The sequence below is a fragment of the uncultured Roseibium sp. genome (assembly GCF_947499295.1).
Taxonomy (GTDB): domain Bacteria; phylum Pseudomonadota; class Alphaproteobacteria; order Rhizobiales; family Stappiaceae; genus Roseibium.
In genome coordinates this window covers 122,032-134,139 of record NZ_CANMNP010000020.1, presented here as the reverse complement: position 1 = coordinate 134,139, position 12,108 = coordinate 122,032, and the positions used below count along the sequence as shown (strand labels likewise).

Genomic DNA, 12,108 nt, shown 5'->3' with positions numbered 1-12,108 from the left:
TCACTGAAGATGTCGTACTTCAGTACCTTGAGAAGCACATCGATAATCCTACCGGCATCAGCCGGTAGTGGTTTAGTGATTTTGCGACGACGGTTTTGGTGCGCGCTTCAATATCAGGCATTGGAATCGATATGGGAACGTTACGGAAAGGAGTGCACCGCTTAGTTCCTCCGATGACCTTACGCAAGGTCCTACACTTAAAAATTGAACCAAGACGCGAACTTGGGCCGTTCCATATTTGCAGCCTCCGTTCAAAACCCTATGAAACGAGCCGAAATGATGAGTGGCAACGGCAATTGAGCTGCGGAAAAGTATTAGGGGATAGCCACGTGATCATGGATTCGATATTTGCTTCCTCTGTCCCGCTGCGTTCACCACTAGAAGCCTCATTGCCAGTTTTCAACACTCCTATGACGCGCGGCCTTACCTGCCGCGCTTTGTGTGCTGGACAAGGCAGTGTTCACGAGAGGAAATTCGCATGAAACCAGGCGCGTGTTTCATCGTTTGCAGGCAACAGGGTCTCTAATCGCAGGTCATCGAGTGCGGCATCGGCGCTCATGCCGATGGTGGCGATCAGTGAGAACATCTCAAGTTCGGCATTTTCAATTTTGAACCTGATTGTCAAAACAGGAGCATTTGTCGCCGGGCGCGGACCCTCCAGTAGCCCCGCAATGTCTTCCAGCCCCACGAGTTCTATCAGGAGCGCCTGCGCTTCTTTGTCATGAGGCCGTCTTGCCACTTCCAACTCCAGCATTCTTATCAAGGCTCTTGAGGTGTCTTCCCAGTTCGAAATGCAGTTTCGCAACTGTCCGGGTGACAGAATTTCACGCAAGAGGTTCGGATCACCGCGCGCACCTGCCATGGAAAAGAATTTCTTTGCGGGGTCGTTGGCCTTAACGAGGTTCCAGATCCGGTCAATCGAGACTGCGGGGAAGGGAGCGTGACCTCTCAAGACATGATCGATAGAAGCGTCGACCGCCTTTTGTGTGTCACCGTCCCACCCATGCCGGGAGGACCTTGCCGCAAATCCGGCGGACAGCAGCATCGCATCAACTTCAGCAGCTGGCATTTCCAACGCTTCCGCCAATTGCGCGATCGCGAACCGGCTCGGGTTGGAACGGCCGGTTTCGAGAAAACTGATGTGCCGCTGCGACATCCCGGACTGGAGCGAAAGTTCCAGTTGGCTGAGCCTGCGGCGCTGTCGCCAGGATTTCAGAAATCCGGGAAAGGCAGGATCGGATATGTTCAGATTATGATGCATGGTTCGATTGTGCACCCAACGTGCGCCAAGGTCGATTACCTCCGATGTAATTGAGTTGATGTTTCAGATCGTCAAGTTCGGGCCCTCCTTAACTGACGAAAGGTTACACAATGGAACATTCGAAAACGGCCCGGGCTTTCCTCGGAATGAATGCCGCATTTTCGTTGCTGACGGGTGCGGCTCTTCTAACCGCTGCAGGGCATCTTGCAGAACTGCTTTTTGCAAATGAGGCAGTTTGGCAAAGCTGGACACTGCGTCTTCTGGGGGCGGGCCTGATACTCTTCGGCATTGATCTTATCTTTATGGCTACGGACCGATTTATAACAAAGGTGCAGGTGACGTTGATCAGCGTCCTGGATGCAGGCTGGGTTCTTGGCAGCGCACTTTTGCTTATGTTTGCGGGTTCACTCTTTTCCGGCACCGGGACGACCGCCGTTGTCATTGTGGCCGTATTTGTCACGATATTTGCTCTCGGTCAGTATCTGGGTGCTCGAAAAATCCAGGCGCCTCTCAGCCTGGCCTCTGTGACAATGTCAGGTGGAAAAATTCTGGCTACGGTCAGCCGCAAAGTTGACGCGTCGCAAGATATCGTCTGGCGGGTCATGAGCGATCACCCAGGCTATGCAGATGTCGCCGACAACATCTCGAAAGTCGAGGTGGTAGAAGGAGATGGCATTGGAATGCAACGCCGCTGCTATGGCCCAAAAGGAGAGAACTGGCTTGAAACCTGTGACTATTTCGAAGCCGGTCGAGGCTTCGGGTTCCGGATTCACACGGAGGCTGATGATTATCCTTATCCGATTTCCGATCTGCATGGGGAATGGGTTGTTGAGGGCAACGGCAGTGGTTCAAAGTTCGCGATCAACATCGAGGCGGAACCAAAAGGCAACTTTCTGGTTCAGACCTTGTTCAAGCTCATGGCCAAACGGCAATTCAAGGCAGTTTTGGCTGACCTCGCCGATGCCTGGGCCGCGCGGATGGAACGCGAAGCGCGAGTATGACCAGGGCTCCCTTCAGCAAGGCGATGCAGGTATCGCCTTGCTGCCGCTCAATGTTTTTGCATTCTTGAGGAAACTCTCTTTTGGGACAGGCTTCATCGGGAAAGTGAGATGAGCGTGAAAAAGATCTGAACGGATTGACCAATGATCCCAATGATCACAGGTTTGAAGAATGAGATTTGCCATCATTTCCGATATTCATGGAAACTCAGACGCCCTTGAGGCGGTGCTTTCCGATATCGATGCATTGGGAATTTCCAATGTGGTCAATCTCGGTGATCACCTGAGTGGGCCGCTTGACGCCGTAGCAACAATAGAGCTGCTTATGGAGCGCTCGTATCCTTCAATTCGCGGCAACCATGACAGATTGCTGATTGAACAAGACCCGACGGAGATGGGGGCTTCCGACAGAGCAGCCTTTGAGCAGCTGGCACAGCACCATCTTGACTGGCTCAAGTCTTTGCCGTCCTCGCTTACCTTGTTTGACGAGGTGCTGCTGTGTCATGGGACACCTTCCAGTGATGTGACTTACTGGCTGGAAAAGGTGGAAGTGGACGGCCGTGTCAGGTCTGCCACAATCGAAGAGATCGAGGCGGAGGCTGCCGGTCTTAACGCCAAGCTTCTGCTTTGCGGTCACACACATGTCCCAAGATGCGTTCGCTTGCGAGACGGGCGGCTGGTCCTCAATCCAGGGAGCGTCGGCTGCCCTGGTTATGACGATGACACGCCGGTCTATCATCAGATGCAAACGGGTACGCCGAATGCGTCTTATGCAATTGCAGAAATGTCCAGTGGTGACTGGCTCATCACGTTTCGCTCTGTGCCCTATGACAATCGGCGGATGGTCAGACTGGCAAAGCAAATGGGTCGGACCGAATGGGCTGAGGCCTTGGCGACCGGCCGGATAGGGCTTTAGTGTCTCATTGCCAGAATTCTGTCTTCAACGGAGTTTGGTCCGGTACGTTTTTGGCCCTGAAAACAAAGTGTTAACCCTGGGGTGACGCAGACTGTCCTTTCGGTCCTATGGAAGCAGACTTTAAGTTGACTGATAACTGCGATCCGGACAGTTTCAGCTTTAGTAAGTGCATTTTCAACTCGTCCCTGAAAAGCAAACCAACTTCCATCAGTACCAAAACCGGGAACAAGGTCGACGATGAACAGGACTTTTGATGCTGAGCGCCTGGATGTTCCTGATCTTCTGCAGCGAATGCCGGAGGGGTCTTCTCTTTCAGTCAACACGATCCGCAAAGCCGACCTGAAGCGCCTCAAGGGGTTGGATGAGCTGCCGCTCGCGTTTTTAGGACTTCGTTGGCTTTCCGCGCCGGACCTGACCAGCGTGCCTTTGCCATCTTCGCTGAAGGAGTTGAGGATCTGGCATTCCAACAAACTCAAATCGCTAAATGGGATAGAAGCCGCGAGCGGCCTTGAGAAGCTTGAACTGAGGGAAAACGGATTGCTGGAAAACGGGTCGGCTGTCCGGAGCCTCCCAAAACTGCGCAGCCTTTCCATTGAAGGCGGAAATTCTTCGCAACAAAAGGTCGAAACTCTGAGTTTTCTGGAAGGGCTGCCACTGGAGCATGTGAGCCTTGTTGCCGTCGACGGGCGTACACTGGACCTTGGGCCAGTTGCGCGCCTGCCGGAGTTGAAAAGTTTCGATGTTCAGGGACAGGAGTTCCCGTCGGTCGAACTGGCAAAGGTCGCTGCTGCCTTCCCCTGGTTCCTGGACCGGCTGTTGGACCTGCCAGATTGCTCTATCAACGGGATGGCCTGCAAGAAATGCGGTGGACGCAAGAAGGAGCTTTTTATCGAGGAAGCTAAAGGCTTGTGGTGTTCTGCCTGCGAAGAGGCTGGACTGAAAAAGGCGCTGACCGGTTTTAAGGCGTTGGTCGAAGCAGCCCGGCAGAAGGCCGTTTCAGCGCTTTGAATGACAACCTAAATGAAGCGCGCGATCTCTTCGATGTGAATACTTGCACAATCAACGATCGGAAACGGCGACGTTTCGGCATCCATGATGGCATTCAGGTCCGTGCCGCCCAACAATACGGCTTCAGCCCCGTCAGAAATCAATGCTTTGCCAGCTTCCAGAAAGACTTTGCGCAGAGCATCGGTCGGTTGGCCTGATCGGGCAAGGGTGATGTAAGCCTCGTGAACATTTTGCAGACTGTTGTCTTTTGGCGCTAGCACGTCCACAGGTGCAAGTTTCCCATACATGCCTGAACTCATGACAGTTTCGGTGCCCAATATGCCAACTGTCCGCGCGCCCATTTCCTGCAACCAGCTTGAAAGAACACTTGTCAGGTCTATCACCGGGAGAGCAGAGATTTCTTCAAATCGGTCAATACAGAAATGACCCGCGATCGATGTCACCACGACATTTTGTGCGCCTGCCGCGGCAAGGCGATCCGTCAGTTTAGCGTAGATTGCGCATTGCGCGGCTTCATTGTTGCCGATCAGATTCGCCAGAAGTGTTGACGTGTCCGCATGAACGATCGTCAATTCCAGATCTTTCTTGAGCGCGCTGGCAGCTCCAATAAGTTTTCGGTAATAGAAGTCCGTCGCTGCCGGACCAATCCCTCCAATCATTCCTATGTGCATGTTGCCTGGTCCTTCTTGCTTCGATTTGTGCAGTTGTAACTGAATTCAATTCAGCGACGAAAATGGCCGGTCCATCTTCTAGTCAAAGTGCCTGGTGCTTCAGATCCGCCAAGGGCCAATCAGCTTTTTCGGCTGCACCTTCATAAAGGCTTTCAAGGAAAGACAAGATCTTCTTCTTCGGATCGTCGGCATTGCGTGCATCTTCGTATTTCAAGATAGCGAGTGCTCCGCCGTTCTTCTCCGCCCAAATGGCGTCGCCGGGTTGAAGTGTAATCTGGTTCATACCCACCGGTTCTGGATAAGCGTAGCCGTAAAAGGCCGGTTCCTGAAAACTGTCATCGCCTGGCCAGAAACCGATCGAAATGACTTCATGAGAATAGGCTTCCTTATCGGACTGTGTTCCGCCCACAAGCGGATGAGCACGTCCTGAAAAACGCGTCACGACGAGATCGAACGAATGCCAATAGAGCTGAACGGGTGTTTGTTTGCCAACAAAACTGGTCCTGTAGGTTTCGAACATGCTTGAGATCAGGCACAGGGCGCGCCAGAAATCTGAAACAGCTTGCTGGTCATAAGCGCGCGGCGCGTGGTCTTCGGGGAAAGCGACCTTCGATTTGTTGTCATAAGGTTTGCTGACGATTTTTACCGGGACCTCAAGATCGGCCAAACGCGAGAACAGTGCCTCATAGAAGGCAGACACCGTCAGTCCGGGAACTGAAAACGACTTCTGAACTCCATCGTTCCTGCTGATGATGACCTTGTGGTCAAGCATGTCATAGAGGATCTCAAAACCACTATCGCCATATGGTATGCGTCCTGTCGTCAGGCCGCGCACATGTGGATAAAGCGTGACGTGCCACCAGTGGTTCAATTTCGGATGCGCCTTCAGCCGTACTTTTCCAATCATTTGCAAAAAAAGATGCAGCGTATCCTTGGTATCGGACCAGTTTTTGTAGGGAAGTGGCGGCAATGAGCTCATGGAAGCAGTTCTCCGAATTGAAAGCCTGATTGTCGGTGCTTCCAGGCCATCTAGTCTGAACTTGTTTGGGGTCCAGACCAGGCGGTTATCGCATGTGATTGTTCCACTCGCCATTTCTGAAAAATGGCTTGTTTTTCTTCTGATTTCTCCCAGACAAAAGGTTGCGCAAACTCTTCAGGTGGGGGACAAAACAGGATGAAAGGTGACAAGGAAAGATCTCTTCATGAAGAAGCCTGGGCACAGGTCTATCCGCTGACCGACCGGCAATTTTCGGCCCTCGGACTTCAGGTTCTGGAGGCGTTGGCGTTGCAGGCAGGCGACAGTGTTCTCGATGTTGGTTGCGGAACGGGGCAAAGCCTGTTGCAACTTGCTGAAAGAGTTGGACCGACTGGGCTGGTTATTGGTGTTGATGTCTCCGGAGCGTTTCTGGATATCGCAAAAAAGCGGACACGGTCCTTCCAGCATATCAATCTGATTGAAGCAGATGCTCAGACCGTTGCTTTGCCGCCGGGAAGCTTCGATGCTGTCTTCTCTCGTCTCGGTATTATGGCATTCGAAGATCCTGCTGCCGCCTTTGCCAATTTTCAGAAAATGCTCAAGCCCTCAGGCAAATTGGGATTTTGCTGCTGGCGTTCGCTTCAGGACAATGAGCTGGATCTGTTGCCACTTGAAGCGTCAGGGATGCTCTCCAGGGCCGATCAAACGCCGTTCAGCTTTTCAGATGCTGCCTATATTCGACAAATACTGAAAGGCGCTGGTTTCCAAGACATTGCGATTATTCCACATGATGAGCCTGTTTCCTGCGGTGGTGTTGAGGAAACGATAGCCGTGCTCCTGAAGGTTGGAGCATTGGGAAAAATCGTCCGAGAAGACCCTAACCTTGGACCTCAGGTCGAACCGCTTTTGCGACAGGTGCTAATTGAAAGATGCGACGGTGAAATTGTGCGCCTCAATGCATCTGTGTTTGTTGTAACGGCTTCAATCTGAGGCATCTGATACCTTGAATCCCGAAGCACTCCGGTCAGGTTGATGATCAAGCCAACGGCATAGTTCGGTCGCCAGTTTGCGTACCGCTGGACGTTCTCGCTTTGTGGAAGCGTAGATTGAGACGAGGACAGTGCCAAGCGAGGGCAGTTTGAGCCGCGGTCCTATGTCGACGAGTGTCTCCGTCATGGCTGGGCGCGGCAGAACTGTTGCAGCCAATCCGGCTAGCAGTACAGCCCTCAGGCCAACCGGGTCAGCATGGAACTGCAATTCGACCTGTTTTTCCGGTTCAGTGTCCAATGCGGAAAGTGCGTGGCGGCGCAGATCGCGTGCGTCATCCAGGAATGCGAGCGGCAGTGGTTTGGAGCGGTCGTGTCGAAAAATTCGGGCGGCGGTCCAAACGAGAGGCACCGGCACAGTTTCAACGCGTCCGGCATGCGGTCCCTGATCCAGAACCAAAGCAATGTCGATGTTACCATTATCGAGGAGATCCCGAAGGTCATGACTGCGTGCCGTCGTAACAGTCACCGGATTGTCTTGGTCCGCGGCTGAAAAGCGGGCCAGGGCAGGTGGCAGTACAGACAAGGCAAACGTCATTGTGGTGCCAAGCCGGATGGGGGAAGCGGAACCGCCGATTGAAGATCTTTCCATGGCTTCGTCAGCCAGTGCCAACAGGCGGCGTGCCTTTACCAGAAAAGCGTTTCCTGCACTTGTGAGGCCAACCGGCTTGCCGCGTCCGCGATCCACCAGTTTACGAGACAGTCTTTGCTCAAGCAGGCGGATATGAGCGCTTACGGCCGATTGCACCGTGCCGGTTCTTTCCGCAGCTGCCGAGAAACTGCGCGTATCGGCAACTGCGACAAAGCTTTCAACGTGGCGTAGCTCAAGAGACATAAAATCACGAAACCAGATTTTTATTAGCATGTAAAATCGTTTTTACTGTGCGGCTTTGAGCGCTAGCTTGCGGTTCATGAATCCAGAAGCCTATCTCCTTGCAGCACTGGCTGTCTTTCTGACCGGTATCTCCAAAAGTGGATTTGCGGGTGGTTTGGGAATACTCGGTGTCCCACTCGTCGCTTTGACCATGCCACCGCAATCGGCGGCAACGCTGTTGCTGCCGGTTCTTATTTTGATTGACGTTGTTTCGGTCTGGCGTTTTCGCACCTCCTGGAAGGCGCGAACGATCGTGGTTCTTCTTCCGGGTGCCGGCATCGGGATCGGTCTCGGAATGATCGGGTTTTCAAGCCTCGATCCCAACCTGTTAAAGATCGGCATCGGGTTGTTGGCGCTCTGGTTTGTGGCACGCCAAGTCTTTGGTGGCAAAACAGTTGCGGGCACGCATGGGCGTTTAGGCCGCGTGAAAATCTTCGTTGCAAGCCTTGTGTCGGGGTTCGCCGGATTTGTGGCGCATGCGGGCGGTCCGCCGATAAAAGGAACGTTTCTGAGCCAGGGGTTGGGCAAGTCAGCGTTTGTGGGAACAAATGCCATGTTCTTCTTCATCCTCAACCTTGCAAAGGCAGGTGGGTATGCTTCACTTGGGCTGTTTTCGGTTTCTGGTCTTTTGTCGTCCGCCGCTCTCGTCCCTTTTACGCTGATGGGTATCTGGGCAGGCTTTGCGCTGCATGACAGGGTACCGCAGCGCTTGTTTGTGCGCATGGCCTTTGGCCTGCTTGCCCTTGCCGGTTTGAATCTTCTGGCGTTTGGGGGCGCCGGATTGTTGATGGGTGCAACCTGAACTGCAATTGGCCTGGAGACTGCGATCACCAATCCGTTAGTGTCAGTTTATTCCATCGCACGACATACTCATCCTGCTTCGGTTGTCCATCAGGGGGTGGGATGTCTCGTCTGCTTGCAGTTCTTTGTGTCGGTCTTGTTGTGTCGTCGCCGGCAGTTGCCACTGTCATCAACGGCGAAGTTCTGCGTCAAAATGGAAATGGCGAGTTTAAGTTGCTCGATACGTCGGTTCCGTTTTCGGTTGGGCACGACAACTTCAATACAGATCATCTATATGCGTTCGACGAGGACCAGAACATCCTATTGAGCGAACCGATCAGGGTCGATATCGGTGGCGATCGCGGTATGATCCCGCAAGGAACGACCGTGGCGAGCCACTACGTTTTCTTTGACAGCCTGTCGGGCGTTCACGAAGGGTATGTTGATTTCGATGCTCCAATCCTCGGGATAGCTGCGCTCCCCGATACACTGGATGCGACTGACTTCCTGGCAAACAACTCCGTGAATTACATCAGCACCGATCTCAGAGGGCTGGAGCCAGGTGACTATGTCTGGATTGATCCCGACGATCCATTTCGTCTCTGGGTGCTCTGGGCGGGATCATCTCCTGGAGACTACATTCGCGTCTTTACTGAAAAATCACTGGGCGCGATGATGTGAGCACCTAAACCAGACCGACACGATGGTGTTGTGTGGTCCGCTAAAATCACTTTTCAATCTCTTTACGACTTCCTCGCGAACAGTGGCTGACGTTTAGAAACACAATTCCAACGCGTTCGAACAGCTTTCGGAATAAATCGAAAATAGTTTTTCCTTTTTTTATAAAATGCCATCTGATCTGACCCAATAATCGCGCCGTAGTTAGCTCTGTAATTCGATAAATCAGGAGTATAGTTCATGAAAAAGAGCGTCCTCGCGCTTGCAGCATCACTGTGTCTTTTTGCAAGTACTTCAAACGCAAAGACAATCGTAGATATCGCAGGAGGCGATGAGCGGTTTAGTACCCTGGTTGCTGCTGTTCAGGCAGCAGGCCTGCAGGACGCTTTGCAGGGACCGGGTCCGTTCACGGTCTTTGCTCCCGTCAATGATGCATTCGCAGCGCTTCCTGAGGGTACGGTTGAAACTCTTCTGAAGCCGGAAAACAAGGATCAGCTGACCAACGTCCTGCTTTATCACGTTGACGACCGCAAGCTGACCTCGAGCAATATTCCCGTCGGTTCAAACTACTTCAAGCCGCTTCTGACAAGCGAAAGAACCTGCATCACGCGTTCGGGTGACGGCGTTCAAATTGCAGACGGTAGCGGAGCGTCCGCGAATGTCATCATCGCCGACATTCAAGCCGAAAACGGCGTGATCCATGTCATCGACAAGGTGCTGCTGCCGGGTGACAGGCCTGCCTGCCACTAAGAAATCTAGCATTCCTGCCCCGAAAGGTCCGCAGTTTCTGCGGGCCTTTTTGCGTTCTAGAAGCCGACCACGAGTTTCGGTTTTGCGGGTTCGACGCATTTTGACCAAACCATGTCGCAAATGCTCCTCGTGCTTGCATCTTTTATCTAATTGATATAAAGATATCTTTATATCGACATTGATGCTTGATGAGCAGTACCTGAGCATGACCGACGAGCAGACACTTTCCGTAGACGATACGCTGGCCGCGTTGAGGGCCGTGGGGGAGGCAACGCGTTTGCGTCTCGTGGCGCTTCTGGCGGAAAGCGAGCTGACCGTGAAGGACGCGACTGCGATCCTAGGGCAAAGCCAGCCCCGCATTTCCCGGCACCTGAAACTGCTTGCAGAAGCCGATCTCATCAAGCGCTATCCGGAAGGATCCTGGGTCTACTATCGCCTTGCCGATGGACCAGAGGGAGAACTTGTCCGCGGGCTCGTAGCACGCATTTCCAGAGACGATCCGGTTCTGGCTGCCGATCAGGAGCGTTTCCAGGCTATTCGCAAGGCTAAAGCTGAAGAAGCTGCGGCTTATTTTGCAGCCCGGGCGTTGACCTGGGACCGCGAACGTTCCTTGCATGTGTCTGAAGAGGATGTGGAAGCGGCGATGCGCCAAGCGCTCGGCGAAACACCCTTCCAGACCTTTCTAGACCTTGGAACTGGAACAGGCCGTCTGCTCGAGCTCTTTTCCGATCAATATGTGTCTGCGCTCGGCATTGATGCATCCCACGACATGCTTGCCGTTGCGCGCGCCAATCTTGCGAAGGCTGGCTTTACCAACGCGCAGGTTCGCCACGGCGATGTTTATGCTCTGAATGTACCGCCGCGCTCGTTTGATGTGGTGGCAATTCACCAGGTGCTGCACTTCCTGGACGATCCGGCCCGGGCTCTCAGCGAAGCGGCTCGTGCGTTGCGCCCTGGCGGCCGTCTCATTGTTATCGATTTCGCCCCGCACGAATTGGAGTTTTTGCGCGAGAGCCATGCCCACCGGCGTCTTGGTTTTGCGCAAGACCAAATGGAGCGCTGGCTGGAAGCTCTTGATCTTGACCTGGAACAGGTGACTGACCTCGTTCCGGGCGATGACAGCGAAACAAACCTGACCGTTACCCTTTGGCTGGCCCGCGACCGCCGTGTCGTTACGGATCTGCCGGCTCCGAATTCTTCCCGAGAGGTTGCTTGATTATGAATTCCGTTTCCAACCGCAGGTCCCATCAGGCCGCACCGACACCAATTACGGCGTCGTTTGAGTTTTTTCCGCCGAAATCCGACAAGATGGCAGAAACGCTATGGAACACAGTGCAGCGCCTGGCACCGCTTCATCCTTCTTTTGTGTCCGTGACCTACGGGGCAGGCGGGTCGACCCGTGAGCGCACACACAAGACTGTTGAGCGTATTTTGAAGGAAACAGACCTAGCGCCGGCTGCGCATCTGACCTGTGTGGGGGCTTCACAGGAGGAGATCGACGGGATCGTCAAGGACTACTGGGATCTGGGTGTTCGACACCTGGTCGCACTGCGCGGTGACCCGCTTGAAGGCATAGGTACGCGTTATACACCTCACAACAATGGCTATCCTTATGCTTCTGACCTTGTTTCGGGGATCAAGAAGATTGCCAATTTCGACATCTCGGTTTCCGGCTATCCGGAAAAGCATCCGGAAAGCGGAAGTTGGCAGACCGAAATCGACAATCTGAAGCGCAAGGTTGATGCGGGCGCAGACCGGATCATCACCCAGTACTTCTTCGACAATGACGTGTTCGATGCCTATCTGGACCGGATCGCGGCTGCCGGCATCAACATTCCCGTTATTCCCGGTATCCTGCCGATCCACAATTTTGAGCAGACCATGGTGTTCTCAGCCAAGTGTGGCACGTCCATTCCGCAATGGCTTGCTCGACGGTTCGCCGGTCTGAGCAACGATCCCGAAACACGCAAGCTGGTCGGTGTCTCCGTTGCCTGTGAGCAGGCAATGGATCTGGTCGACCGTGGCATCAATGATTTCCATTTCTACACCATGAACCGTGCTGATCTGACCTTTGCAATCTGCCACATGCTGGGCATGGGCCAGGGTGAGGTGAAAGGTCTGGCCGCCTGACCGGAAGCCGGTTGTAGCGT

Annotated in this window: 13 protein-coding genes; 9 read left to right on the top strand and 4 right to left on the bottom strand. The window is 53.5% G+C overall.

Going from position 1 to position 12,108, the window contains the following annotated elements; genetic code table 11:
• Positions 1 to 460: 460 nt before the first annotated feature.
• Positions 461 to 1,261: a helix-turn-helix transcriptional regulator gene (locus Q0835_RS25435; protein ID WP_298965514.1), complete on the bottom strand. Its 801-nt coding sequence runs from the start codon at positions 1,259 to 1,261 to the stop codon at positions 461 to 463.
• A 110-nt stretch (positions 1,262 to 1,371) separates the two neighbouring features.
• Between Q0835_RS25435 and Q0835_RS25430 the strand changes: the two genes are divergently transcribed.
• The 3 genes from Q0835_RS25430 (at position 1,372) to Q0835_RS25420 (ending at position 4,183) form a co-directional block, all read left to right on the top strand.
• A complete protein-coding gene (locus Q0835_RS25430) occupies positions 1,372 to 2,262 on the top strand; it encodes an SRPBCC family protein (protein ID WP_298965508.1) in 891 nt (296 codons plus the stop codon).
• Positions 2,263 to 2,431: 169 nt separating this feature from the next.
• Positions 2,432 to 3,175, top strand: a complete 744-nt coding sequence (locus tag Q0835_RS25425) for a metallophosphoesterase family protein (RefSeq protein WP_298965505.1) — start codon at positions 2,432 to 2,434, stop codon at positions 3,173 to 3,175.
• Positions 3,176 to 3,412: 237 nt separating this feature from the next.
• Positions 3,413 to 4,183: a hypothetical protein gene (locus Q0835_RS25420; RefSeq protein ID WP_298965504.1), complete on the top strand. Its 771-nt coding sequence runs from the start codon at positions 3,413 to 3,415 to the stop codon at positions 4,181 to 4,183.
• Between the two features lie 8 nt (positions 4,184 to 4,191).
• Here the strand turns inward: Q0835_RS25420 and Q0835_RS25415 are convergent, their stop codons facing one another.
• Both Q0835_RS25415 and Q0835_RS25410 read right to left on the bottom strand, forming a co-directional pair.
• Positions 4,192 to 4,854 (bottom strand): aspartate/glutamate racemase family protein, encoded by a 663-nt coding sequence (locus Q0835_RS25415; protein WP_298965500.1) that lies wholly within the window; start codon positions 4,852 to 4,854, stop codon positions 4,192 to 4,194.
• A gap of 82 nt (positions 4,855 to 4,936) precedes the next feature.
• Positions 4,937 to 5,833, bottom strand: a complete 897-nt coding sequence (locus Q0835_RS25410) for a DUF5996 family protein (protein ID WP_298965497.1) — start codon at positions 5,831 to 5,833, stop codon at positions 4,937 to 4,939.
• A gap of 195 nt (positions 5,834 to 6,028) precedes the next feature.
• On the opposite strand from Q0835_RS25410, the gene Q0835_RS25405 reads away from it, so the two are divergent.
• A complete protein-coding gene (locus Q0835_RS25405; RefSeq protein ID WP_298965494.1) occupies positions 6,029 to 6,820 on the top strand; it encodes a methyltransferase domain-containing protein in 792 nt (263 codons plus the stop codon).
• On the opposite strand, the gene Q0835_RS25400 is transcribed toward Q0835_RS25405, so the two are convergent.
• A complete protein-coding gene (locus tag Q0835_RS25400; protein ID WP_298965491.1) occupies positions 6,812 to 7,711 on the bottom strand; it encodes a LysR family transcriptional regulator in 900 nt (299 codons plus the stop codon). The two genes, Q0835_RS25405 and Q0835_RS25400, sit on opposite strands and share 9 nt — an antisense overlap.
• Positions 7,712 to 7,787: 76 nt before the next feature.
• Between Q0835_RS25400 and Q0835_RS25395 the strand changes: the two genes are divergently transcribed.
• The 5 genes from Q0835_RS25395 (at position 7,788) to metF (ending at position 12,088) form a co-directional block, all read left to right on the top strand.
• Complete coding sequence (locus tag Q0835_RS25395; protein WP_298965530.1) at positions 7,788 to 8,552, top strand: sulfite exporter TauE/SafE family protein; 765 nt, start codon at positions 7,788 to 7,790, stop codon at positions 8,550 to 8,552.
• A 101-nt stretch (positions 8,553 to 8,653) separates the two neighbouring features.
• Positions 8,654 to 9,211 (top strand): hypothetical protein, encoded by a 558-nt coding sequence (locus Q0835_RS25390; RefSeq protein ID WP_298818342.1) that lies wholly within the window; start codon positions 8,654 to 8,656, stop codon positions 9,209 to 9,211.
• 237 nt (positions 9,212 to 9,448) lie between these two features.
• Positions 9,449 to 9,958, top strand: a complete 510-nt coding sequence (locus Q0835_RS25385; RefSeq protein ID WP_265684576.1) for a fasciclin domain-containing protein — start codon at positions 9,449 to 9,451, stop codon at positions 9,956 to 9,958.
• A gap of 205 nt (positions 9,959 to 10,163) precedes the next feature.
• Positions 10,164 to 11,174: a metalloregulator ArsR/SmtB family transcription factor gene (locus tag Q0835_RS25380; protein WP_298818346.1), complete on the top strand. Its 1,011-nt coding sequence runs from the start codon at positions 10,164 to 10,166 to the stop codon at positions 11,172 to 11,174.
• 2 nt (positions 11,175 to 11,176) lie between these two features.
• The gene (gene metF / locus Q0835_RS25375) at positions 11,177 to 12,088 is read left to right on the top strand and encodes a methylenetetrahydrofolate reductase [NAD(P)H] (RefSeq protein ID WP_298818348.1); all 912 of its coding nucleotides are present in this window, start codon (positions 11,177 to 11,179) and stop codon (positions 12,086 to 12,088) included.
• Positions 12,089 to 12,108 lie beyond the last annotated feature (20 nt).

Bases quoted from the DNA above. Each gene is read 5' to 3' on its own strand.
- Q0835_RS25435 (WP_298965514.1), bottom strand. From the start codon at position 1,261: ATGCATCATAATCTGAACATATCCGATCCTGCCTTTCCCGGATTTCTG.
- Q0835_RS25430 (WP_298965508.1), top strand. From the start codon at position 1,372: ATGGAACATTCGAAAACGGCCCGGGCTTTCCTCGGAATGAATGCCGCA.
- Q0835_RS25425 (WP_298965505.1), top strand. From the start codon at position 2,432: ATGAGATTTGCCATCATTTCCGATATTCATGGAAACTCAGACGCCCTT.
- Q0835_RS25420 (WP_298965504.1), top strand. From the start codon at position 3,413: ATGAACAGGACTTTTGATGCTGAGCGCCTGGATGTTCCTGATCTTCTG.
- Q0835_RS25415 (WP_298965500.1), bottom strand. From the start codon at position 4,854: ATGCACATAGGAATGATTGGAGGGATTGGTCCGGCAGCGACGGACTTC.
- Q0835_RS25410 (WP_298965497.1), bottom strand. From the start codon at position 5,833: ATGAGCTCATTGCCGCCACTTCCCTACAAAAACTGGTCCGATACCAAG.
- Q0835_RS25405 (WP_298965494.1), top strand. From the start codon at position 6,029: ATGAAAGGTGACAAGGAAAGATCTCTTCATGAAGAAGCCTGGGCACAG.
- Q0835_RS25400 (WP_298965491.1), bottom strand. From the start codon at position 7,711: ATGTCTCTTGAGCTACGCCACGTTGAAAGCTTTGTCGCAGTTGCCGAT.
- Q0835_RS25395 (WP_298965530.1), top strand. From the start codon at position 7,788: ATGAATCCAGAAGCCTATCTCCTTGCAGCACTGGCTGTCTTTCTGACC.
- Q0835_RS25390 (WP_298818342.1), top strand. From the start codon at position 8,654: ATGTCTCGTCTGCTTGCAGTTCTTTGTGTCGGTCTTGTTGTGTCGTCG.
- Q0835_RS25385 (WP_265684576.1), top strand. From the start codon at position 9,449: ATGAAAAAGAGCGTCCTCGCGCTTGCAGCATCACTGTGTCTTTTTGCA.
- Q0835_RS25380 (WP_298818346.1), top strand. From the start codon at position 10,164: ATGACCGACGAGCAGACACTTTCCGTAGACGATACGCTGGCCGCGTTG.
- metF (WP_298818348.1), top strand. From the start codon at position 11,177: ATGAATTCCGTTTCCAACCGCAGGTCCCATCAGGCCGCACCGACACCA.